The sequence below is a fragment of the Herbidospora solisilvae genome (assembly GCF_009901565.1).
GTDB classification, from domain to species: Bacteria; Actinomycetota; Actinomycetes; order Streptosporangiales; family Streptosporangiaceae; genus Herbidospora; species Herbidospora solisilvae.
The window spans coordinates 548,992-571,169 of the sequence record NZ_WXEW01000001.1 but is presented as its reverse complement, the minus strand read 5'-3'; the positions used below and the strand labels follow the sequence as shown (position 1 = coordinate 571,169).

Sequence of the window (22,178 nt, the reverse complement as noted above, 5' to 3'; positions counted from 1 at the left end):
CCGCCGTCTTCTCGATTTTCGTTATCCGCAGGTCGTCGCGGGGTCTCCGGTTCAGACATCCCCTACGAAGGACAACCATGACTCTGACGACAGTTCCCCGCCGGCGCGCCGCGCTCGGGGGCGCCCTCGTGGCCGCCCTGAGCGCGTCCCTGATCACCGGTGTCGGGCCCGCCGAGGCCGCCGACACGCTGGTCTCGCAGGGTCGTCCCGCGGTGGCCTCGTCGGTCGAGCGGGGCGACCTGTCGGCGGCCGCGGCCTTCGACGGCAAGACGAGCACCCGCTGGTCCAGCAAGTTCGCCGACCCGCAGTGGATCCGCCTCGACCTGGGCAAGGTCACGCCGATCAGCCGGATCGTGCTCAACTGGGAGCGCGCGTACGCGACCGCCTTCCAGATCCAGACCTCGAACGACGCCGCGACGTGGCGGACCATCCACACCACCACCGCCGGCAAGGGCGGCGTGCAGACGATCGACGCGTCGGCCAGCGCCCGCTACGTGCGCCTCCACGCCACCAAGCGGTCCAGCCAGTACGGCGTCTCCCTGTGGGAGTTCCAGGTCTTCGGCGACGGCACTCCGGGCACGACCCCGACCACCACGCCCACGACGACCCCGAAGCCGACCCCCTCGTCGAGCCCGAGCACGCCTCCGGCGACCGCCAAGGGCAAGAAGGGCGTCGCGGTCTGGCAGATCCCCGGAGTCAACGCCGCCGTCGCCAACGCGCAGGCGAGCTGGTACTACACCTGGGCCGTCGACCACGCCAACATCACCACCCCGGCCGACAGCCAGTTCGTCCCGATGATCTGGGGCGCCAACAGCGTCACCGACGCCAATCTGGCCAAGGCCAAGGCGGCCGGCCCCTACCTGCTCGGCTTCAACGAGCCCGACTTCGCCGACCAGGCCAACATGACGGTCGAGAAGGCCCTCGAACTGTGGCCGAGGCTCCAGGACGCCGGCAAGATCCTCGGCGCCCCCGCCGTGGCGTGGGGCGGCGACCGCGCGGGCGGCTGGCTCGACCGCTTCATGACCGGCGCGAAGCAGCGCGGCTACCGCGTCGACTTCATCCCGCTGCACTGGTACGGCGGCGACTTCGTCACCGAGCGCGCCGTCCAGCAGCTCAAGGGCTACCTCCAGGCCGTGTACGACCGCTACAAGAAGCCCATCTGGCTGACCGAGTTCGCCCTGATCGACTTCAGCAACGGCGTCCGCTACCCGACCGAGGCCCAGCAGGCGGCGTTCGTGACCGAGTCGGCCAAGATGCTCCAGTCCCTCCCGTTCGTCGAGCGCTACGCCTGGTTCGGCATCGGCGCGGGCGCCAGCGGCGTCAACAGCGGCCTGTTCCGCGACAACGGCACCCCGACCGCGGTCGGCCGCGCCTTCCAGGCGCTGCCCCGCTAGCCACTCCGATCCGGCAGGACCGCCATCCCGGGACCCGCACCCCCGGCATTTCGCCCGGGTCCCGGGATGGCCCTGTTTTCACGGCATAATCCGACGATGCTCCGGTTATTGATCTCCGCGACCCTGGTGCTCGCCGGTGCGTCGGCGAGCGGGGGAGCGGCGGCCAGGGACCCCTGGCCGCACAAGTGGACCGTGTCGGTCTACCTCTGCGGCGGCACCGGGCTCGGCGTCGAAGAACACTGCCCGGAGGGCGCGGCGACACCGTCGCAGATCGACGCCGCGACCGTCGCGGTCGCCTCCGATCCGAGGATCACCGAGGCACGTCTCGTCGGTCCGGAGGAAGGAGCCGAAGGCTTCGAGCACACGGCCGAATGGTCGAACGCCCCCGACAAGACCGACTGGTCATCCTTCATCGCCGCGAAGGACCTCCCGTACTCCATCGAGGCCGAGGCGGTGGCCGAGGTCGTCCCCGAGGTCCTGATCGAGGACTTCGAGAAGATCCCCGCGGTCACCAACGTCTACGTCTGGCCGGTCATGTACTGGAGCGGCCGTGCGGATGTCCGCGTCCAGATGTGCGGACCCGCGACCGAGGAGGATCTCAGCTGCGCGGGGCGCGGCGCCGCCACGGGCGCGGAGCTGGCGGCGGTCGCCGACCACCTGCGGGCCCTGCCCGGCGATCCGATCGTCTACGAGGAGACCCCGGCGCATGCCCGGTGAAACTACCTCACCTATCTGCGCCGCCTCGGCCCACGGTGGAAACTGCCCACCGACGTCTGTTTCAGCACCATGTTCTGGGTGGACCTGGACGACACGACAGGCCTGACGGAGCTCCTCTACCGCCTGATCAGGTTGCCCGGAGTCCGGGAGGTCGGCCCGAACTGACGCATCCGCCGTAATCCGACGATGCTCTGATCAGCCCCGGCCCTCGTGTACGCCGGCGCCTCGGCCGGGAACGCCCGGTTCCGCGCGGTCTGATGGCCGTGGGGCCGTGGCCATCCCCGGGCCACGGCTTCCGCGGCGTTCTCCCGGGTCACCGTTCGATCTGGGCGTCCTGCTGCGCGTGCGTGGCGAAGAACGTCAGGATCGTGTCGGCGAGCGCTCCGGGCTTCTTCTCGGGGGCGAAGTGGTCGAGGGAGGGGAAGGCCGCCCTCCGGGCGTCGGGGATCGTCTCGGCCAGGCGGGTGTGGGCGAGGTCCTGGGGGTCGCCGGGGCGTCCCTTGCCGCGCATGATCAGGGTGGCCGCTCCGACGGCGGCGTAGTCGGCCACGTGAGGGTCGAGGCGGCCCACCTCCGCGTGTTCGGCGACCGCCTGGGGCATGAGGGCGAGCTTCTGCCGCATCTCGGCGCGGGGGATCGCCATCCGCAGCACGGCTTTCAGGTACCACCGGGGCAGCCGTCTCACCAGCGAGGGGCCGGTCCCGCCGACGAAGGTCAGGAACGCCTCCAGATTCCGCCCCTCGGCGATCTCCCGGCGGGCGCGGCCGATCCAGCCGGCCGGGATCGACCCGCCGACCGAGGCCCCGGGCTCGTAGACGGCCACCGCGTCGAACTCCGGGTTCCCGCACGCCGCCCGCAGCGCCACCAGCCCGCCGAAGCTGTGCCCGAAGATCAGCCGGGCCCCGGTGGCGGCCCGGACGGCCTCGACGTCCTCGCATTCCCGCTCGATCCCGTAGTGCTCCCCCTGCGGCCCGCTGAGGCCACGGCCGCGCCGCTGCACGACGTGGACGGTGTGCCGTTCGGCCAGCAGCCCGGCGAGCCCGGAGAAGTCGGCCGCCAGGGCGAGCGCCCCGGGGACGACGATGACGTGGGACCCCTGCCCCACGGTGGTGTACTCGATCGGCGTGCCATCCGCCGACATGGCAAATTGCGTCATGCTTACAACGTACGCACTAGCCGGATAACGCAATAGAGCGAGTAGTACAGTGCAGAGACCGCACTAGTGCACTGGAGGTGCCCGTGTCCGACCGCCCCCGTTATCTTCAGATCGCCGACGTGATCGCCGCCGACATCCGCGGCGGCCGCCTCGCCGAGGGCGGGCCCGCGCCGTCGACCAGGGCGATCGTCCGCGACTGGGGCGTCGCGATGGCCACCGCCACCAAGGTGATCGGCGCGCTGAGGGCCGAGGGCCTGGTCGAGACGGTCCCCGGCAGCGGCACCATCGTGCGCCGACGCCCAACCGCCGCCAAGAGTCAGCGGCCGAGACTGTCGGTCACCGAGATCGTCGAGGCGGCGATCGAGATCGCCGACGCCGAAGGGCTGCCGCTGGTCACGGTGCGCAGGGTGGCCGTGTCGCTGGGCGTGTCGACGATGGGCCTCTACCGCCACGTGCCGAACCGCAACGACCTCACGCTCCGCATGGCCGACCACGTCTTCGCCGGAGCCCTGCTCCCCGACATCCCGCCGGCGGAGTGGCGCCGCCGCCTGGAGGCCGTGGCCCGCCTGTTCTGGACGGCCTTCGGCCGCCACCCCTGGGCCGCCGAGGTGTTCTCGCTCAGCCGCCCCCAGGTGATGCCGAACGTGCTGCCCCTCGCCGAATGGTCGCTCACCACGCTGAGGGCGATGGGCTTCGACGCCCACGACATGCTCTGCGCCCACATCAACCTGTTCGGCCACGTCCGCGGCATGGCCCTGGTCCGCCTGGCCGAGACCCGCGCGGAGGAGGACACCGGCATGACCGCCGACGACTGGATGCGCCACCAGGGCCGCGGCCTGCGCCGCTGGGCCGCCTCGCCGGACCATCCCGGTCTCGGTCACGTCGTCGGCGAGGAGTTCGACTTCGACCTCGACACCGTCTTCGAGTACGGCCTCCAACGCCTCCTCGACGGCCTCGACGCCCGCCGCCGAGCCCTCCAAGGCTGAAAGTGGTCACCCGGTGGACCGGATGCGCCGGAAGCTTGATCTCTTTGCGGCAGGATCGGGCGATGAGCATCGACGCCATGCAGGGCCTCACCTCCCGTCTGTGGTTCCCCGGTGCCCGGTGGCACGTCGGCGACCTCGCCTGGGGGCTGCGCCAGCACACCGGCCGTGAGCACGAGTGGCCCACGAAGGTCTGGCGCTCGAATGGCCAGGTCGTCGCGTGGGGATGGGCCGAGCTGCCCGGCCACCTCAACCTCCAGGCCGTCGACGAGCACTGGGCCGGTGCGGTCCTCGACTGGTTCGGGGAGATCACCGAGCCCGAGAGCGTCGTGGTCTCCAGCGCCGAGCCGCACCTGGTGCGCGCCGTCGAGGCGCGCGGGTTCGTCCAGATGGAAGGGCCGTTCTTCCTGCATCTGGTACGCGACCTGGAGGACCTGCCCGAGCCGCGAGCCGCCTGCCATCCCGTCACCGACGTCGCGGGCCGGGTGAGGGCCCACCGGGAGGCCTTCTACCCCTCGCGCGTCACCGAGGAGAGCTACCGGAACGTCCAGAAGACCCCGCCGTACCGCGGAGAGCTCGACGTCGTCGCCGACGTGGACGGCGAGACGGCCGCCTACTGCCTGGCCTGGCTCGACGACGCCCGCAAGGCCGTGCTGATCGAGCCCGTCGGCACCGTCCCCGACCACCGGGGGAAGGGGCTGGCCAGAGACGTCTGCCTGGCCGCCCTCCACGCCGCGAGGGACCTGGGCGCCGAGATCGCCACGGTCAGCCCCCGGGGTGACGATGCGTGGCCGATTCCGGCGCGTCTGTACCGTTCGATAGGGTTCGCCCAAGTCGCCCGGACTGTGCACTATGGTGTGGCCCGAGGATAAGGAGACCAGGTGGACCTGAAGGCTACGTTCGACGCCATCGACGCCGACGGCGACGGATTCGTCACCGAGGCCGAGATCGTCGCCCACTTCCCCCAGCTTCCCGCCGAGGCTCTGGGGGCCTACGCGACCGGTCTCGACGCCGACGGCGACGGCCGCTACTCCTTCGAGGAATTCTCCCGCCTCATCGGGTAATGCCCGGGCCCGGAACGTCATAAGGGGGACGTGACCCCCGAAACCTTCGAGGCCGTCTTCCGCGACACCTACGAACGGCTCACCCGCTACGCGGTGCGCCGTTGCGCGTCGCCGCAGGACGCCGCCGACGTCGTCGCGGACACCTATGCCGTGGCCTGGCGCAAACGCGAGAAGATCCCACGCGGCGACGAGGCGATCCTCTGGCTCTACGCCGTCGCCCGCCGCGTCCTGTCCGAGCATCGCAGGAGCGGCCGCCGCGACGCGCTGCTCGACGCCGAGATGGCCGACCTGTACGCCGAGACGCCCGGCGTCGAGATGAGCGTGATCGGGCAGACCTTCCGCGCGCTGCCCGACGGCGACCGCGAACTGCTCGCCCTGGTCGCCTGGGAAGGGCTCGGCCACGACGAGATCGCCGTGACGCTCGGCATCACCCGTAACAACGTCCGCGTCCGCCTCCACCGCGCCCGCCGCCGGTTCGCGCAGGCGCTGGCCGCCAACGGCGTGCCCACCTCGTTCGCCCTGGCACCCCTGGGAGAGATCCGATGACCGACCTGCTGACGACCCTCGACCCGTCCGCCCGGGGCGGCGACCCGGACGCGCCGGGCGCCCGCGCGCTGCTGGCCCAGGTGATGAGCGAGCCCGCGCCGGTCCGGCGGCGCCGCCTCCTGCGTCCCGCGCTGGTGGCCGTCGCCGCCGGGCTCGTCGTGACGCTGACGCCGCCGCAGATCGTGACCTCCTACGCCAACGCGGCCGTCGAGATCCACCTGGAGGGGAGGCAGTACGTCGCCCGGATCCTCGACCCCTTCGCCGACCACGAGCGGTTCACCGAGGCCTTCCGGGCGGTCGGGCTCGACGTGCGGATCCGGCCGCTGCCGGTCTCGCCGCTGTCGGCGGGCAGGTCGCTCGGCATGATGATCGGCGGGACCTTCGACCGTCCCGGCGAGATCGGCGGCGAGTTCGCCTACGACGGGGTCGTGCTGAGCGCCGATCCGGAGCCGAAGGGCTGCGAACCCGCCCGGCCGGGCTGCTCCCTGATCGTCCGGGTGCCCGAGGGTTTCCCCGGCTCCGTCCACATCCGCCTCGGCCGGCCCGCCCGGCCGGGAGAGGACTACGCCGACTTCGACAGGGCCCTCGCGCCCGGCGGGCCGCTCCACGGGGTCAGACTGCGGCACGGCGCGCCGGTGAAGGACGTCAGGGCCGAGGCGGAGCGGCGGGGCCTGCGGGTGACGTACCAGAGAATCGAGATCGCGGCCGACGGAGGGTTGTCGTTCGCCGACGTCACCCCCGGCGACCGGTGGACCGTCTGGAACGCGTGGCAGGTCCGTGAAGGGGTGGTGCGGCTGCTGGTGACGGAGCGGCGGCTCGGTGAGAACCCCTTCTACAACGGGTCCGCGCCCCCTCCCGACCTGGAAGGCTAATCGATTCCACAAAGCGTTCGACATTTATGGAATTCATTTTCTCTCGGGAAAACGGCATTTAAACTCCGGTCACGTCGCCGTTCGACCCCGAGGGAAATCATGCGACTTGACGAAGTGGCGGCCGCGATCGTCGCCGAGGTGTCGCCAGAAGAGGCGGAGTACTTCCCCGCCATCGCGCAGGCCGTGCGGCGTGACCCCGCACGCGCCTTCGGGCCCGGTCGCGACGAGCCGCTCGCCTTCGGGCTGGCCGAGGCGGTCGCCCTGCTCACCCCGATCGTGCTCGGAGCTCTCAGCGCCGCCGCGACCAACACGCTGACCACCTTCGTCGAGACGGCGGCCAAGGGCACGTCCAAACGGGTGCGGGGGTTCCTGCGCCGGAAGAGGGCGCCCGAGATCGCTCCGCCCGAGACCGTGCTCGACCTGACCCCCGAGCAGGTCAAGGAGGTCACGCAGGCGGTCGAGCGGATCGCGGTCTCGATCGGCGTCGAGGAGACGGTCGCGCTGCGACTCCGGCAGGCGCTCTTCGGGCACCTGTCGGGGGAGCGGTGACCGGCCCGGAGACCCGGGACGCACCACGGCTCAACCCCTTCCTGCTGCCCTCGTCCACGACGTCGCGGTTCCTCGTCCTCATCCTCGCGACCGTCGCCGGGGCCCTGTTCGTCGACCTCTACCTGCGCACCCTGTGGTGGACGGTGGCGAACACGCCCGAGCAGGTGCGCGCCGGGCACTGCCTGGCGGCCCTGCGCTCCGGCCGGCTGGAGGAGGCGGCGGCCGTGGCCGACCGGTACGCCGCCTGCGCCGTCCGCGTCACCATGATCGACTCGCTGATCCCCGTGGCGATGCTCGCCGCGCCCCTGGTCGCCACGGTCGTCCTCTACCTGCTGCACCCGGTGTTCGCCGCCCGCCACCGGCCCATGGCGCTGGCGGAGGCGGGCGCGGGGCCCCATCACGACGCGGTCCTGGCCCGGTTCGCGCAGATCCTCGCCGAGGAGACGCCGCGCCGGACGGTCCGGCTGCTCGTCGACCCGGCCCGCTCCGACCTGTCGGGGCGCACGTTCGGGCTGCCCGGCAGGCACACCGTCGTGCTGAGCATGGGCACGGTGCTGGCGTACAAGGAGGAGCCGCAGGTCGCCGAGGCGCTGCTGCGGCACGAGCTCGCGCACATCCGCAACCGCGACGTCGGCGTCGCCCACGTCACCGTGGCCGTCTGGTGGGCCTTCCTGCTCACCGGGGCGCTGCCGTTCGTGGTCGCGACGGCCGTGTGGAACCCGGCGGGGCTGACCGCGGTCGTCCTCTTCCTCGCGGTGATCCTGCTCCTGTTGTGGTCGTCGCGCACCGCCGTGCTGCGATCCCGTGAGCACCACGCCGACGTGCGGGCGGGGGACACCCCCGCCCGGATGGAGGGCGTGAAGGCGGCCGTCGAGCGGGCCCGGCCACTGAGCTGGTACCGCAGGCTCGGCAACCATCCGGGGCCGGGCCGCAGGACGACGGTGCTGACCGACCCGGGCCGCCTGTCGCGGCCGGGCGCCGGGGAACTGCTCACCGTCGGCCTGCTCTCCGGCATGTGCTTCGGGCCGGTCTTCGACTCCTTCGCCTACGTCAACTTCGAGTCCGGGCCCGACGCGAAGGCCTTCCTGCCCGGTGTCCTCTTCGGCGCCCTGCTGTCGGGCACCGCGCTCGTGGCGGTGTGGCGGGCGGTCCCGGCCGGTCTGGCGGGCGGCGGGCGGTTGTGGGTGTCGGCGGCGGCCATGACGGCCGGGCTCCTCCTGGGGCAGTGGTTCGTGCAGTCCCAGAGCCGCAACTTCTGGACCGGGCTCGAACGTGACCCGCTCGCGGCGGCGCTGATGGCGGCCGGTCTGCTGGTGCTCGTCCGGCTCTTCCTGTCGTGGGCGAAGGCGTGCGCGACCGCCTGGTTGCCCATGGCGAACCGGGTCCGGGTGGTCACGCTGACGGCGGTGGCCGTCGGCGCCCTGGTGATCGGGCCCTGGCTGGGGTTGTGGCACCACGGGGTCCAGCTGATCGGCGAGGTCGCCGACTCGCGTCAGCTGCCGGCGATCCTCGCCCTGTTCGCCGCGCGGCATCCCGTGCACCTGTTCACGATCGTGCTGGCCGGCGGGTTCCTGGTCGCGGCGGGCGCGCGGCGGGGCCGGCCCGCCCGGCCGCTCGCCCTCCATCTCGACGGCGCGCCGCCGGCGCCACTCGCCCGCGCGCACTCGCGGTTCCTCGCCGCCCTCGCGGCCGCCTCCGCCTCGGTGCTGGTGATGCTCGCGGCGGGCTTCGCCCTGCAGCCCTCGCTCTCCGAGGCGGCCCGCACCGGCCGGCAACTGACCTCGGTGTACGTCCTGATCGGCGTCGCCGTGGCCCTCTTCGGGGTGGCCGCCCTGGTCGTCGGCGCCGTGACGGGCGGCCGGCGGCGGATCATGTGGGCCGCCGCCCACACGGCCCCGGCACTCGCGGTGGCCGGGGTTCCGATGGCGCTCGTGCTGCTCGGCCACATCACCCTCGCGGAGTGCGGTCCGGCGCGCGCCCTGTCCTGCTACACCCAGGGCGCCTCGTTCCCGGCCACGCTGGGCAACTACTACGTCCTCACCTTCGCCTACGCCCTGTTCCCCGGCCTGCTCCTGGCCGTGGTCGCCGCCCTCGTCCGGGCCGTCCGGCCGCCCGCGACCGCGGTCCCGGCCCCGCGGCCCCTGACGGTCCGGATCGCCGCGATCGCGGTGGTCGCCGTGGTGGCCGCCACGGGGATCGTCGGAGCGGTGACCCAGTGGGCGTGGTACCTCCGTGTCCTCCCCGAGTCGCCCGCCCGGTGGAGCCCCGAGGTGATCGAGGCGCTCCGGCAGCCGATCAGGGAGCGCACCCTGCCCCGGCCGGGCGCCTGCCGCGACGTTCTCGCCGCCTACCGGGGCACCCGCGCCGCCGACGTGCTCGACATGGACCGGGGGCACTGGCTGACGGTCGCCCGGACGGTCAACCGCATCGCCTCCGCCGACGACGACGGGCTGCGGATCTTCGCGCAGGCCGGCTACACGTGGTTCGGCCGTGCCGACGCGGGGATGGTGGGCCGGACGACGTCGCGCCTGGCCCACTACTGCACGCTGGTCCAACACGAGGACGGCGCCCTCTAGGGGACGCAGGCCGGCACGCCCCCGCGCACCCCCAGCCGGAACGCCCACATGCGCTGCGACACGCTCCCGTGGTCACCCGGCCGGGTCCACGGGGTGTCGCCCGAGAGCAGCCGCAGGATCCTCTGGATCTCCGCCGTGTCGCCCCGCTCCCAGACCAGGGCCCCGTCGTCGGCGGCGCCCTGGAGCGCGGCGCCAGCGAAGCAGTCGGCCTGGAGTTCGAGCCGGCCCCAGTGCAGGCCGGGCGGAAGGTTGGCCTGAACCGCGTGGCCCCATTCGTGGGCGATGACGTGGTAGATCCAGCCGTCGCCGTACTCGTAACCGAGTCGCATGAGGTTGACGTCCCAGGCGATGTAATGCCCGGCCGCGCAGTAGCCGGCGTTGTAGGGACGGAGCGGCTGCCCGCCGCAGGCCGGGCGATTGGGGCTGTAGCCGTTGTAGCCGCCGAGCACGCGCGGCGGCAGATAGCGGACGCGGAAATAGTCATACCAGTGCGAGGCCCAGAAAGCCCTGGTCACGGACACCGCGGTGCGGATGTCGCCCTGGATGTCCTCGGCGGCGGTGGCCGGACGGGCCCCGAAACCGATGGACGCCAGAACCAGGACGAGAGCGGGAATCAGCCGTAATCTTGATCTCATTTGAATTCTCCGTATTCGGCTGATTCGCAGGCTATCTTCGTCGCCGATTCCGGAAGAACTGCCGCTCCAGGGATATGTTTATATGCTTATTCCATTCTTTATTTGACATTTATGGAAACGTTAGGCGCGGCGGTGGTGTGGCTCTGGCTTCGAGAGATCACGGAGCGTGACGGGGTGGTTCGCGGCATTGACCCGACCTGTACCGGACCGTAACAATATGGACGTCTCGGGCTTGGCGGCGGTGGCACGCCATAGGTCAAGCAGGGTTTTTGAACCGTAGACGCGTTCGGCGTGCGCGTCCTCCGACCGGGGACTCAGCGTGCCATAGGCCGGCTCCACCCGACCTCATCAGCCGTCCCTTCGGAGATATATATCGAAAGGGAAGCCGGTGATGGTGAAGCAGAGTCGGACAGGCGTCTGGTTCGTTGGGGTTCGGGGATCGGTGGCGACCACCGCGATGGCGGGTGCCACCGCCGTGCGGTTAGGGCTTGCCGCCCCTGTGGGCCTGGTCTCGGAACTGCCGGACTTCGCCCAGCTTCCGTTGGCCGGATTCGGGGAGCTCGTGTTCGGCGGCCACGACATCGTGGCCACGCCCCTCGCCAAGCGCGTGGAGCAGCTGACCACCTCGGGGGTGGTCCCGCGCGACATCGCGGCGGCGGTGCTGCCCGAGGTGACGGCGGTCGAGGCGGAGATCCGCGACGGCGTGCACGTCGAGGACGCGGTGCCGCAGCTCCAGGTCGTGGCCCGGCTGGCCGCCGACATCGCGGGGTTCCGCGAGCGGCACGGGCTCGACCGGGTCGTCGTGATCAACGTCTCGTCGACGGAGCCGCCCAGCGCCTACCGTCCCGAGCACGACGACCTCACGGCGCTCACGAAGGCCATGGAGACCGACGCCTACGTGCTGCCGCCCAGTTCCGTGTACGCCTACGCCGCCTTCGAGGCCGGCTGCGCCTTCGTCGACTTCACCCCGTCGACCGGCGCCCGCCTGCCGGCCCTCGACGAGCTGGCCAGGTCGCGCGGCGTCCCGTACGCCGGCAGCGACGGCAAGACCGGGGAGACGCTCATGCGGTCGGCGCTCGCGCCGATGTTCACCACCCGGGCGCTGCGGGTGCTGTCGTGGTCGGGCACCAACCTACTCGGCGGCGGCGACGGGGCGACCCTGGCCGACCCGGCCGCCGCGGCCAGCAAGACGGCCTCCAAGCAGCGCGGCATGGCGAAGATGCTCGGGTACTCCGCCGGGGGCGACGTCCACATCGACTACGTCCCCGACCTGGGCGACTGGAAGACCGCCTGGGACCACATCCTGTTCGAGGGCTTCCTCGGCGTCCGGATGACGATGCAGTTCACCTGGCAGGGGTGCGACTCGGCGCTGGCCGCGCCGCTCGTGCTCGACCTGGCCCGGTTCACGTCGTGGGCGCACGAGCAGGGCGAGTCGGGCGCGCTGACCGCGCTCGGCTTCTTCTTCAAGGACCCCGTCGGCACCGACGAGCACCGGCTGCTCGCCCAGTACGACACCCTGCGAGAGTGGGCGGCCCGATGACGCCCGACGACCTGCGCGCCGCCCTCGACCTCACCCCCGAGGCGGCGGCGTGGCTGGAGGACGCCCGCAGGAAGATCGCCGACGACCCCGCGAAACTGGCCGTGCTGTTCCCGGCGGCCGGGCGGAAGGTCGGCCGGGGCGCCCTGGAGAACCTGACCGGCTGGACGGCCGACGACGCCGCCCGCGCCCTGCTGCTCGACGCGCTGCCGCGGCCCCGGGCCGCGGCGGTGTCCCGGGCGTACGCCGACGGGGACAACGCCGAGAAGCGGGCGGTGCTGCGCGCGCTGCCCATCCTCGGCCTCGGTGACGAGGGGCTGCCGCTGGTGCGCGACGCCCTGCGCACCAACGACACCCGGCTCGTGGCCGCCGCCATGGGCCCCTACGCCGCCGCCCACCTCGACGACGAGAGCTGGCGGCACGGCGTGCTCAAGTGCGTTTTCGTGGGCGTTCCCGTGGCCGCGGTCGCGGGCCTGGCCGACCGCGCCGACGCCGAGCTGGCCCGCATGCTGACCGACTTCGCCAAGGAGCGCGAAGCGGCCGGCCGCGTGGTGCCCGACGACGTGCACCTCGTGCTCCAACTCGCCGACCAGGAGTCCTGAACATGCGTATCTTCGACCCGCACATCCACATGACGTCGCGGACCACCGACGACTACGAGGCCATGTACGAGGCCGGCGTCCGCGCCCTGGTCGAGCCCGCCTTCTGGCTGGGCCAGCCGCGCACCGGGGTGCGCTCGTTCCTCGACTACTTCGACTCCCTCGTGGGCTGGGAGCCCTTCCGGGCCGCGCAGTTCGGCATCCGCCACCACTGCACGATCGCGCTGAACCCGAAAGAGGCCAACGACCCGCGCTGCGTGGACGTCCTCGACGAGCTGCCGCGCTACCTCGCCAAGGACGGCGTGGTCGCGGTCGGCGAGGTCGGCTACGACTCGATGACCAAGGAGGAGGACGAGGCCTTCACGCGTCAGCTCGACTTGGCGAAGGAGCACGAGCTGCCGATCATGGTCCACACCCCCCACCGCGACAAGGCCGCCGGCACCAAGCGGACCCTCGACGTCGTGCGCGAGTCGGGCATCGACCCGGGCATGGTCGTGGTCGACCACCTCAACGAGATGACCGTGAAGATGGTCGTCGAGTCGGGCAGCTGGGCCGCGTTCTCGATCTACCCCGACACCAAGATGGACGAGGACCGCATGGTCCGCATCCTCCAGGAGTTCGGCACCGACCGGATGCTGGTCAACTCCGCCGCCGACTGGGGCCGCAGCGACCCGCTGAAGACCCGCAAGACCGGCGACGCGATGCTGGCCGCCGGGTTCAGCGCCGACGACGTCGACAAGGTGCTGTGGCGCAACCCGGTCGAGTTCTACGGCCAGTCGGGCCGCCTCGACCTGGAGGACCTGAAGACCGACGAGACCTTCGAGGGCAACTCGGTGCTGCGCGGCGTGCGCAAGGACGCCTGACATGCGGCTCCGGCATCCCGACGGATCGACGGTGCACGTCGCCTACTGCACCAACGTCCACCCCGCGGAAAGCCTGGAGGGGGTCCTGGGCCAGCTCGCCCGCTTCGGCGAGCCGGTCCGGGAGGCCCTCGGCGTCGACCGCCTGGGCCTCGGCCTGTGGCTGGCGCGCGACGTCGCGACCGCCCTGGTCGAGGACCCGGTCCAGGTGGTGCGGCTGCGCCGCGAGCTCGCCGCCCGCGGCCTGGAGGTGGTGACGCTCAACGCCTTCCCCTACCGGGGCTTCCACGACCCGGTGGTGAAGCGCAAGGTGTACGTCCCCGACTGGACCACCCACGACCGGCTGCGCTACACGCTCGACTGCGCCTCGGTGCTGGCCGGGCTGCTGCCCGAGGACGCCGCGCGCGGCAGCGTCTCGACGCTCCCGCTCGCGTGGCGGACGGACTGGGACCCGGCCAAGGCGGCGGAGGCGCGGAACAGGCTGGGCGAACTGGCGGAGGGGCTCTCGAAGCTGGCCGCCTCCAGCGGCCGGACCATCCGGGTCGCGCTCGAACCCGAGCCCGGCTGCGTCGTGGAGACGATCGGGCAGGCGTGCGAGGAGTTCGCCGCGCTCGACCACGACTGGCTCGGCGTCTGCCTCGACGTCTGCCACCTGGCGGTGCAGTTCGAGGACCCGGCCGAGGCGCTGGCCTCGCTGGAGTCGGCGGGGCTGCCGGTCGTCAAGACGCAGGCCTCCTGCGCCCTGCACGTCGAGGACCCCGCCTCCGCCAGGGAGGAGCTGGCAGCCTTCCACGAGGAGCGGTTCCTGCACCAGACCCGGGAGCGCGGCGGCGGGTCGTGCGACGACCTCGACGAGGCCCTCGCCGGCCTGCCCGGGGAGGACGCCTGGCGGGTGCACTTCCACCTGCCGCTGCACGCCGACCCCGAGCCGCCGCTGGCGAGCACGAGCGGCGTGCTGAACGCCACCCTCGAAGCGCTCTTCGGCGGGGAGCGGGCGGTGACCGACCACGTGGAGGTCGAGACCTACACCTGGCAGGTCCTGCCCGAGGACCGCCGCCCACAGGGAGACGCGGGCCTGGTGGCGGGTCTGGCCGCCGAGCTCGCCTGGACGCGCGACCGCCTGGTCGCGCTCGGACTGGAGGACCTGTCCCGATGACGAGATGGCTGGCCCGGTTGCTGATCGCGGTGCTCTGCCTGGGCACGACGACGGTCCTCCTGGAGGGCCCGGCGTTCGCCCACGGCCAGCTCGTCGAGTCGTCCCCGGAGAAGGGCGGCACCCTCGCCGAGCCGCGCCAGACCGTGACGCTCTGGTTCACCGAGGCGCCGCCGGGCAACGCCCACTTCACCGTAACCGGCCCCGACGGCAAGCGCGTCGAGCGGCAGTGGCTCACCGGCGCGACCAAGCGCCTCGACGAGCCGGTCACGGAGCTGTTCCTGATCGACGGCAAGTGGGAGCCCCGCCTTTACCACGAGGGCTACTCGGTCGAGGTCCCCGTGGCCTACTGGCCGAAGGTCGGCGAGTACACGGTCGAGTACCTGTCGATCGCCAGCGACGGCGAAGAGGTCAAGGGCAAGCTGCAGTTCACCTACGCGGGCAAGACCGGCAAGGCGCCCGCCGACTGGACCGAGCCGACGCACGGCCCCGACCCGGGCCTGCTCGCCACGATCGAGGCGGCCCACTCGCAGGACAGTCAGCCGGTGACCCTGCCGACCACCGACACCCAGACCGTGACGACGGCCGCGCCGAGCGTGGCGCCGTCGCCGGTGGCCGCGCCCGAGACGGGCGACGACAGCCCGCTGGTCTGGCTGATCCCGGTCGTGCTGGGCGCAGGGGTCGTCGTGCTGCTGGCGCGGGCGATGCGACGTCCACCGGCCAAGAAGACCGGCAGGTCGGGGAACCCCGCGAAGAACAACCGGCCCAAGGCCGGCGCGAAGAAACGTTGACTGGAGAACCGATGAGACACCTCGCCGCTCTGCTCGTGGCGGTCATGGCCCTGTCGGGCTGCGCCACCGGGGGACCGGCCGCCGCGGTCGGCCCGATCAAGGAGATCACGATCACGATCTCCGGCAAGAAGGTCACCCCGCCCCCGGGCCGGATCGAGGTCCGCCTCAACCAGGGTGTCAAGATCACCGTGACCAGCGACGTCGCCGACGAGGCCCACGTCCACGGGTACGACAAGGCCGCGACGCTGCTGCCGAACCACCCCTCGGTCATCTCGTTCCTGGCCGACACGACCGGGTTGTTCGAGGTGGAGACGCACGACCAGGACCTCCAGCTCTTCCAGCTCGTGGTGAGCTGATGCTGCTGGCCCACGGCGTCGGCGGCCGTCAGGACCTGCCCATCCCGTTCTCCGCCGCCCTGATCGGCGCGATCGTCTGCCTCGTGGTGTCGTTCGCCGCGCTGGGGTTCCTGTGGCGGGAGCCCCGGCTCGGCGTCGGCCTCGACGACGCCCGGCCGCTGCCGAGGTTCCTCCAGTGGCGGGTGCCGGAGCGGGTGTGGCGGGCCGTCGGCCTGGTCGCGACGGCGTACTTCCTGATCGGCTTCTTCGGCCCCGACGACGCCGACAACCCCACGGCCGGGGTGGTCTACGTCCTGTTCTGGGTCGGCCTGGTGCCGCTGTCGCTGGTCTTCGGCGGGGTGTGGCGGTTGTTCAACCCGCTGCGGACCGTCGTCCTGCTGGTCCGGGGCCGGCGCGCGGTCCGCCCGCTGCCCGAGCGGCTCGGCTACTGGCCCGCCGCCGCCGGGCTGCTCGCCTTCGTCTGGCTGGAGCTGGTCGCCCCCGGGCGGGTGACCCTGCCGGTCATCGGCGGATGGCTGGCCCTGTACGCCGTCGCGATGCTGGCCGGCGGATTCGTCTACGGCGTGCGGTGGTTCGACAAGGGCGACGCGTTCGAGGTCTACAGCGACCTGGCCGGGCGGCTGTCCCCGATCGCCCGCCGCGACGACGGCGTGCTGGTCTGGCGCAACCCGCTCGACGGCATGACCACGCTGCGCCCCGCGCCGGGCCTGGTCGTGCTGGTCATCGTCCTGCTGGGCTCGACCATGTACGACAGCGTCTCCAACGCGCCGGTCTGGGTCAGGTTCGTCCAGGAGAACAGCCTGCCGTCACCGGTGCTGGGCACCGTGGGCCTGCTGTCGGTCATCCTGCTCGTCCTGGGGGCCTACCTGCTGGCGACCCGGCTGGCCGGTCGGCGCGGCATGGGGGAGCAGGACCGCACGGCGGGCGAGATCGCCCACTCGATCGTGCCGATCGCGATCGGCTACGTCGTGGCCCACTACTTCACCCTGCTCGTGTACGAGGGCCAGCGCACCGTCGCCCTGCTCTCCGACCCCCTGATGACCGGCGCCAACTGGCTCGGCACGGCGAACTGGACCGTCCAGTCGGCCTTCCTGACCCCCGCCGCCGTGGCCATGCTCCAGGTGACCCTGATCGTCATCGGCCACGTTCTCGGCACGGCCCTGGCCCACGACCGGGCCCTGGTGCTGTTCCCCAGGCGCACGGCCGTGGCGGGCCAGGTGCCCCTGCTGGTGCTGATGGTCGTCTACACGGTGACGGGCCTGATGCTCCTGTTCGCCGCCTAGATCGTCCGGGCTCGGCTACTTCGAGAACTTCGACTTCGGGCGCTGTTCCAGCTCGCCGTCGACGTAGACGTCGACCTTCTCGTTGTAGAACGCGACCAGCCCGGCGATCTTCTGGCTCTCCGGCAGCGGCGTGCGGTAGGACCAGGCGAGATCCCTGTTCCCGTTGACCGACCAGTATTCGGCCGACCCCTTGTAGGGGCAGTGCGTGACGGTGTCGGTCGCCTCCAGCAGGTCGAACCGCACGTCGGTCTTGGGCAGGTAGTAGCGCGCCGGGAGCCCGGTCTCGAACAGGATCCGCGCGTGCCGCGAGTCGGCGACCGTCTGCCCGTCGACCTCGACCCTGATGTGCCGGGACGACGGCAGGATGTCGACCCGCGTGTACGGGTCACGCGGATGGACGAAGACCTCCTCGTCCTCCTCGAACCAGGAGTCCATGGCGTCCCACTCGAACCGGACGTGGTCGCGGATCTCCTCGATCGGCGAGTCGGCGTAGACGATCGCCGGGGCCTCCTTGCCGCCGGACGTGACGGTGTAGAGGGTGGCGTCGCCGCGGGAGGGCGAATGGGGCCCCGGACCGGCCTCCTTGAGCACCCCGGGCACGACGTCCTTGATCGGGATGTAGTAGGTCGGATAGTAGGGCGCCTCCCAGACCATGAGCGCCGACGTGGTGTCGGCCACGAGCTGGCCACCGAGATAAACGCGCAAACGCTTGGCCGTCGGCTCCAGCCGGACCCGGCCTCTGGTTGTCGTCATACCGGCGGAAACCGTGCCTGACGGGGAGGTATTCCAACCCCGGAGGCGCCGCCCGTGAGGAAAGTTTCAGTGCCCCGGCGGGCGGGGGCGGCCCCGCCGCAGGAAGACGTGCCGCGATGTTTCATACTCTTGACGGTCGCCATTTGTTTCCTGTTTGCTTCGCATGATTCACCACGTAGATCACGGGTGGAGATGTTAGCGCTCACATCCTCCTGACCTGCACGATGAGAGGTTGGCCATGTCCGCTGGGAAACGATTACTCACCCTGGTGCTCGGAGCGGTGACCGTGCTCGCCCTGTTGGTGGCCGTCCGGGCGACCGCCGCCCAGGCGGAGTCCAACGGCGGGGTGCGCGTCATGCCCCTGGGCGACTCCATCACCGAGGGCACCCAGGTGCCCGGCGGTTACCGCATCGGGTTGTGGCAGCGGCTGGCCGCCGCCCGGTACACGGTCGACTTCGTCGGCACCCAGTTCAACGGGCCGGGCTCGCTCGGCGACCACGATCACCAGGGACATCCCGGCTGGCGCATCGACCAGATCGACGCCAACGTCACCGGCTGGTTGCGGACGCACAACCCGCGCACCGTGCTGCTGCACATCGGCACCAACGACATCCTGCAGAACTACAACGTGTCCACCGCGCCCCAGCGGCTGTCCGCGCTGATCGACCGCATCACCGCGACGGTCCCGAACGCCGACGTCCTCGTCGCGACCATCATCCCGCTGTCGTCGGCCGGCCAGGCGGCCGCGGCCCGCACCTTCAACGCGGCCATCCCGGACATCGTCTGGAGCAAGGTCTCCGCCGGCAAGCGGGTGCACCTGGTCGACATGTACAGCAAGCTCACCACCGCCGACCTGATCGACGGCATCCACCCGACGGCGGGCGGCTACGACAAGATGGCCGCCGCCTGGTACGCGGCCCTCCAGTCCATCCCCGGAAGCATCGGCCAGCCGAACACCACCCCCAGCCCGACCCCGTCGCCGTCCCCGTCGACGACGAGTTCCATCCGCGGTGTCGGTTCGAACCGGTGCGTGGACGTGGCGGGGGTCTCCCAGGCCAACGGCGCACGGGCGCAGATCTGGGACTGCAACGGGCAGGCCAACCAGCGGTGGACCGCCACGTCCGCGTCCGAGCTGCGGGTCTACGGCAACAAGTGCCTGGACGTGAACGGCGGCTCCACCGCCGACGGCGCAGCCGTGATCATCTGGGACTGCAACGGTCAGAACAACCAGAAGTGGCGTTTCAACGCCGACGGCACCATCACCGCCGTCGGCGCGGGCAAATGCCTGGACGTCCCGAACTACTCGACGGCCAACGGGGTGCCGTTGCAGATCTGGTCCTGCAACGGCGCCGCCAACCAGCGCTGGACCCGTACCTGACAGGGCGCATCCGGACGGACGGTGCGCGCCGCGGCTCAGCGGCGGCAGCGGACCTCCGTCCGGGTGGTCGTGACCGTCCCGTCGACCAGGCGGTGGACGTGGCAGGCCCCGGCCGGCACCTCGCGGGTGGCCGCCACGACCGCCAGGCCCTCCTTCGTGAGACGGTCGAGGGCCGCCAGGTCGGCGGGCGCGTCGAGGAGCAGGATCCGGGGGTTGGCCATCAGGGCGCGGCCGACGGCGGCGGCCTGGTGCTCGGTGAGGGAAAGGGCCGCGGCGTGGGCGCGGCGCTTTTCCCGCAGGTTCGGATAGAGGTCGTAGACCTTGCTGAGGGTCCACGGCCCGGGGGCCGCCCAGCGTGCGCCGACCAGGAGATTCTCCTCCACGGTGAGCGACGTGAACAAACGATGATTCTGCGGCATGAGGCAGAGCCCACGGGCTTTCCGCCATTCCGGACGTTCCCGGGTGATGTCGGTGTCGTTGAAACGGATCGTCCCGTTCGCGGCGGGGTGCAGGCCGACGAGCGTGCGCAGCAGCGTCGTCTTGCCCGAGCCGGGGCCGCCCACGATGGCGTGGTGTTCTCCCTGCTCAACCCGCATCGTGACGGCGCGGATCGCGCGCGCGGCGCCATAACCGGCGGACAGTGCGGTGACTTCCAGTACGGCCTTCATTTGCCGTCAATTGTGGAAATCCCGGCGGGCATTCGTCTTGCACCTGGCGGCACATGACTTGACGCACAGCGCACCGGGTCCCAATCTGCACACATGCTCTATATCGCCCATACCGCGGGCGTCCCGGCCGAGGAGCGTCAGGATTTCTGGCAAGATGTCGTTTCTTCGGCATTTGTGCCGCTTGAAGCGGTTTTTCCGACAAAGCGGTTCGAGGGAAAACTCCGGTCCACCTCACTGGGACCGCTCGACGTCATCGACGTCGACACCACGGCCCACCAGGCCCGCCGGACGCCCCGGCTGGTCTCGGCCGCCCCGTCCGACAGCCTGAAGCTCGGCCTGTTCGTGAAGGGCCGGGGACGGCTGGAGCAGGACGGCCGCCAGGCCGTCGTCGGGACCGGCGAGATGGCCGTGTACGACACCGACCGCCCCTACTGGCTCGACTTCGACGAACCGACCCGCATGGTCGTGCTGCTGTTCCCGCGCACCATGCTGGGGCTGCCGCACGACCGGGTCGACGAGGTGACCGGCCGGTCGATCCCCAGCGCCGGGGGCCTCGGCGCCCTGGTCGCGCCCTTCCTGCTCCGCCTCGCGGCGCAACTCGACGACGTCGAGGTCCGCGACGGCGCCCGCCTGGCCGGCAACGTGGTCGACCTGGTCGCGACCATGCTCGCCGACCGGCTCGACCTGCCCCCGGCCGACCCCGACGCCGCGCGGCGGGCGATGCTGCTGCGCATCACGTCGTACATAGAAGGGCACCTGGGGGACCCCGCACTCGACCCGGCCCGGATCGCGGCCGCGCACCACATCTCCACCCGCTACCTGCACAAGCTGTTCAGCGCCGAGAGCACGACGGTGGCCGCCTGGATCCGCACCCGCCGCCTGGAACGCTGCGTCCGCGACCTGCGCGACCCGCTCCAGGCGGCCCGTCCGGTCAGCGCGATCGGCGCGCAGTGGGGCTTCCCGGACGCCTCCCACTTCAGCCGCCTGTTCAAGGCCGCCTACGGGCTCTCACCCCGCGACTACCGCAGCGCGGTGGGCGATCACTGAGTCGCGGATCTCGCCCGCCCGGATCGCCGTGGTCGACAGCAGGGTCGAGGTGAGGCCGTGGGAGTGTTCGGTGCCGCCCTGGAGGTAGACGCCGGCGGTCACCGTGGGGGCGAACTGGACGCGGTGGTCGCGGCTCACCCTGAGCGCGTCCTCGTCGTCGCGCAGGCAGAGCTTGCCCGCCTCGCCCAGCAGCGCCGCCACGTCGTGGGGGCGGTAGCCCGTCGCGTGGACGAGCACGTCGGCCTCGATGGTCACGTGCTCGCCGGTCGGGAGGTATTCGACGGTCACCCGCAGGCCGTCGGGGCCCTCCTCGACGTCGCGGATGCGGGAGACGTTGAGCATGCGCAGCCGCTGGTGGCCGTGCACCTTCTCGCGGTACATGGTGGCGTACAGGGCCTGGATGAGGTCCATGTCGACCACGGAGTAGTTGGTGCCGCGGTGGTAGTCGACGAGCGACTGCTTCACCTCGGCGGGGGCGGTGAAGTAGACGTCGACCGCGTCCGGGTCGAAGATGCGGTTGGCGAACGGGCTGTCGTCGGCGGGGGTGTAGCCGTACTTGGCGAAGACCGCGCAGACCTCGGCGTCGGTGAAGGTGCGGTGCAGGTAGTCGACCGCCTCGGCGGCGCTCTGCCCGGCCCCGAGCACTAACGCGCGCCTGATCGGGTCACCTCCGGCCACCTTTTCCGCCACCTTCGGGACCAGCCCGCTGGTGTGCCAGACCCGGTCGGACAACACCGTGCCGGGCGGCAGGTGCGGCTCCAGGCCCACCGCGACCGACAGGTTTCTGGCCCGGCGGACCCGGCCGTCGGCGGTGACGACGTCGAAGTAGCGGATCTCGCCGTCCTCCTTGACCGCCTTCACCTCGGTCACCTCGGACGAGTAGGTCACCGTGTGGGCCATGCGCGCCGCCGCCCACTCGAAGTAGTCGTGGAACTCGGCGCGGAGCGGGAACAGGGTCTTCTGGTTGAGGAAGTCGACCAGGCGGCCCTTGTCCCGCAGGTAGCACAGGAAGCTGAACTCGCTGGCCGGGTTCCGCATCGTGACCAGGTCCTTCGGAAAGGAGACCTGCATCGTCGCGTCGTCGATGAGCATGCCCCGGTGCCAGCCGAAACGCGGCTGTTTCTCCAGGAAGACGGCGGTCATCCGATCCGATGGCGCGGCCTGCGCGTTGTGCTCCTCGATGGCTATGGCCAGTGCCAGGTTCGACGGCCCGAATCCGATCCCCAGAACGTCGTAGACCATCGTGGTCACGCGATCGCCT

General features: G+C 71.4%; 23 protein-coding genes. 18 read left to right on the top strand and 5 right to left on the bottom strand.

The features are described 5' to 3' along the window. The first annotated feature begins 77 nt into the window (after window positions 1-77). Entirely contained in the window at window positions 78-1,394 is a 1,317-nt protein-coding gene (locus GT755_RS02550; RefSeq protein ID WP_161478055.1) for a glycosyl hydrolase, read from the top strand. A gap of 96 nt (window positions 1,395-1,490) precedes the next feature. Beyond that, on the top strand, window positions 1,491-2,111 hold the full coding sequence (locus GT755_RS02545) for a hypothetical protein (protein ID WP_161478054.1): 621 nt from the start codon (window positions 1,491-1,493) through the stop codon (window positions 2,109-2,111). A gap of 313 nt (window positions 2,112-2,424) precedes the next feature. Here the strand turns inward: GT755_RS02545 and GT755_RS02540 are convergent, their stop codons facing one another. Further along, window positions 2,425-3,267 carry an alpha/beta fold hydrolase gene (locus GT755_RS02540; protein WP_161478053.1) on the bottom strand — a complete coding sequence of 281 codons (843 nt, stop codon included), beginning with the start codon at window positions 3,265-3,267 and terminating at the stop codon, window positions 2,425-2,427. Between the two features lie 83 nt (window positions 3,268-3,350). Between GT755_RS02540 and GT755_RS02535 the strand changes: the two genes are divergently transcribed. The 7 genes from GT755_RS02535 to GT755_RS02505 all read left to right on the top strand — a co-directional run bounded on the left by GT755_RS02535 (window position 3,351) and on the right by GT755_RS02505 (window position 9,857). Continuing rightward, on the top strand, window positions 3,351-4,253 hold the full coding sequence (locus tag GT755_RS02535) for a TetR/AcrR family transcriptional regulator C-terminal domain-containing protein (RefSeq protein ID WP_161478052.1): 903 nt from the start codon (window positions 3,351-3,353) through the stop codon (window positions 4,251-4,253). Window positions 4,254-4,315: 62 nt separating this feature from the next. Beyond that, window positions 4,316-5,122 (top strand): GNAT family N-acetyltransferase, encoded by an 807-nt coding sequence (locus GT755_RS02530; protein ID WP_161478051.1) that lies wholly within the window; start codon window positions 4,316-4,318, stop codon window positions 5,120-5,122. Between the two features lie 9 nt (window positions 5,123-5,131). Next, window positions 5,132-5,314 carry an EF-hand domain-containing protein gene (locus GT755_RS02525; RefSeq protein WP_161478050.1) on the top strand — a complete coding sequence of 61 codons (183 nt, stop codon included), beginning with the start codon at window positions 5,132-5,134 and terminating at the stop codon, window positions 5,312-5,314. A 30-nt stretch (window positions 5,315-5,344) separates the two neighbouring features. Next, window positions 5,345-5,860 (top strand): RNA polymerase sigma factor, encoded by a 516-nt coding sequence (locus tag GT755_RS02520; protein ID WP_161478049.1) that lies wholly within the window; start codon window positions 5,345-5,347, stop codon window positions 5,858-5,860. Next, window positions 5,857-6,732 carry a hypothetical protein gene (locus GT755_RS02515; protein WP_161478048.1) on the top strand — a complete coding sequence of 292 codons (876 nt, stop codon included), beginning with the start codon at window positions 5,857-5,859 and terminating at the stop codon, window positions 6,730-6,732. Before GT755_RS02520 ends, GT755_RS02515 begins: the two co-directional genes overlap by 4 nt. A 99-nt stretch (window positions 6,733-6,831) precedes the next feature. After that, window positions 6,832-7,281, top strand: coding sequence for a hypothetical protein (locus GT755_RS02510; RefSeq protein ID WP_161478047.1), 450 nt, complete (start codon window positions 6,832-6,834; stop codon window positions 7,279-7,281). Beyond that, window positions 7,278-9,857: a M48 family metalloprotease gene (locus GT755_RS02505; RefSeq protein ID WP_161478046.1), complete on the top strand. Its 2,580-nt coding sequence runs from the start codon at window positions 7,278-7,280 to the stop codon at window positions 9,855-9,857. Before GT755_RS02510 ends, GT755_RS02505 begins: the two co-directional genes overlap by 4 nt. Here the strand turns inward: GT755_RS02505 and GT755_RS02500 are convergent. Next, a complete protein-coding gene (locus GT755_RS02500) occupies window positions 9,854-10,492 on the bottom strand; it encodes a neutral zinc metallopeptidase (RefSeq protein WP_161478045.1) in 639 nt (212 codons plus the stop codon). The genes GT755_RS02505 and GT755_RS02500 overlap by 4 nt on opposite strands. Window positions 10,493-10,883: 391 nt before the next feature. Between GT755_RS02500 and GT755_RS02495 the strand changes: the two genes are divergently transcribed. Genes GT755_RS02495 through GT755_RS02465 form a run of 7 tightly spaced genes read left to right on the top strand, consistent with a single transcriptional unit; the run spans window position 10,884 to window position 17,071 of the window. Then, complete coding sequence (locus GT755_RS02495; protein WP_161478044.1) at window positions 10,884-12,032, top strand: inositol-3-phosphate synthase; 1,149 nt, start codon at window positions 10,884-10,886, stop codon at window positions 12,030-12,032. Beyond that, window positions 12,017-12,631 carry an EboA domain-containing protein gene (locus tag GT755_RS02490; protein ID WP_328794136.1) on the top strand — a complete coding sequence of 205 codons (615 nt, stop codon included), beginning with the start codon at window positions 12,017-12,019 and terminating at the stop codon, window positions 12,629-12,631. The genes GT755_RS02495 and GT755_RS02490 overlap by 16 nt, the downstream gene beginning before the upstream one ends. A gap of 2 nt (window positions 12,632-12,633) precedes the next feature. Beyond that, window positions 12,634-13,491 carry a TatD family hydrolase gene (locus tag GT755_RS02485; protein ID WP_161478043.1) on the top strand — a complete coding sequence of 286 codons (858 nt, stop codon included), beginning with the start codon at window positions 12,634-12,636 and terminating at the stop codon, window positions 13,489-13,491. 1 nt (window position 13,492) lies between these two features. Next, a complete protein-coding gene (eboE, locus tag GT755_RS02480) occupies window positions 13,493-14,644 on the top strand; it encodes a metabolite traffic protein EboE (RefSeq protein WP_161478042.1) in 1,152 nt (383 codons plus the stop codon). Continuing rightward, entirely contained in the window at window positions 14,641-15,432 is a 792-nt protein-coding gene (locus GT755_RS02475) for a copper resistance CopC family protein (RefSeq protein ID WP_161478041.1), read from the top strand. Before eboE ends, GT755_RS02475 begins: the two co-directional genes overlap by 4 nt. A gap of 11 nt (window positions 15,433-15,443) precedes the next feature. Then, window positions 15,444-15,788, top strand: a complete 345-nt coding sequence (locus tag GT755_RS02470) for a hypothetical protein (RefSeq protein ID WP_161478040.1) — start codon at window positions 15,444-15,446, stop codon at window positions 15,786-15,788. Next, the gene (locus GT755_RS02465) at window positions 15,788-17,071 is read left to right on the top strand and encodes a hypothetical protein (protein ID WP_161478039.1); all 1,284 of its coding nucleotides are present in this window, start codon (window positions 15,788-15,790) and stop codon (window positions 17,069-17,071) included. Before GT755_RS02470 ends, GT755_RS02465 begins: the two co-directional genes overlap by 1 nt. A gap of 15 nt (window positions 17,072-17,086) precedes the next feature. On the opposite strand, the gene GT755_RS02460 is transcribed toward GT755_RS02465, so the two are convergent. After that, a complete protein-coding gene (locus GT755_RS02460; protein ID WP_161478038.1) occupies window positions 17,087-17,824 on the bottom strand; it encodes a DUF427 domain-containing protein in 738 nt (245 codons plus the stop codon). A gap of 238 nt (window positions 17,825-18,062) precedes the next feature. Between GT755_RS02460 and GT755_RS02455 the strand changes: the two genes are divergently transcribed. Beyond that, complete coding sequence (locus GT755_RS02455) at window positions 18,063-19,202, top strand: lectin (RefSeq protein ID WP_161478037.1); 1,140 nt, start codon at window positions 18,063-18,065, stop codon at window positions 19,200-19,202. Window positions 19,203-19,237: 35 nt separating this feature from the next. On the opposite strand, the gene GT755_RS02450 is transcribed toward GT755_RS02455, so the two are convergent. Further along, window positions 19,238-19,870, bottom strand: coding sequence for an ATP-binding cassette domain-containing protein (locus GT755_RS02450; protein WP_161478036.1), 633 nt, complete (start codon window positions 19,868-19,870; stop codon window positions 19,238-19,240). A gap of 93 nt (window positions 19,871-19,963) precedes the next feature. On the opposite strand from GT755_RS02450, the gene GT755_RS02445 reads away from it, so the two are divergent. Beyond that, window positions 19,964-20,917, top strand: coding sequence for an AraC-like ligand-binding domain-containing protein (locus tag GT755_RS02445; protein ID WP_161478035.1), 954 nt, complete (start codon window positions 19,964-19,966; stop codon window positions 20,915-20,917). Here GT755_RS02445 and GT755_RS02440 read toward each other — a convergent pair. Further along, a complete protein-coding gene (locus GT755_RS02440; protein ID WP_161478636.1) occupies window positions 20,879-22,159 on the bottom strand; it encodes a lysine N(6)-hydroxylase/L-ornithine N(5)-oxygenase family protein in 1,281 nt (426 codons plus the stop codon). The two genes, GT755_RS02445 and GT755_RS02440, sit on opposite strands and share 39 nt — an antisense overlap. Window positions 22,160-22,178 lie beyond the last annotated feature (19 nt).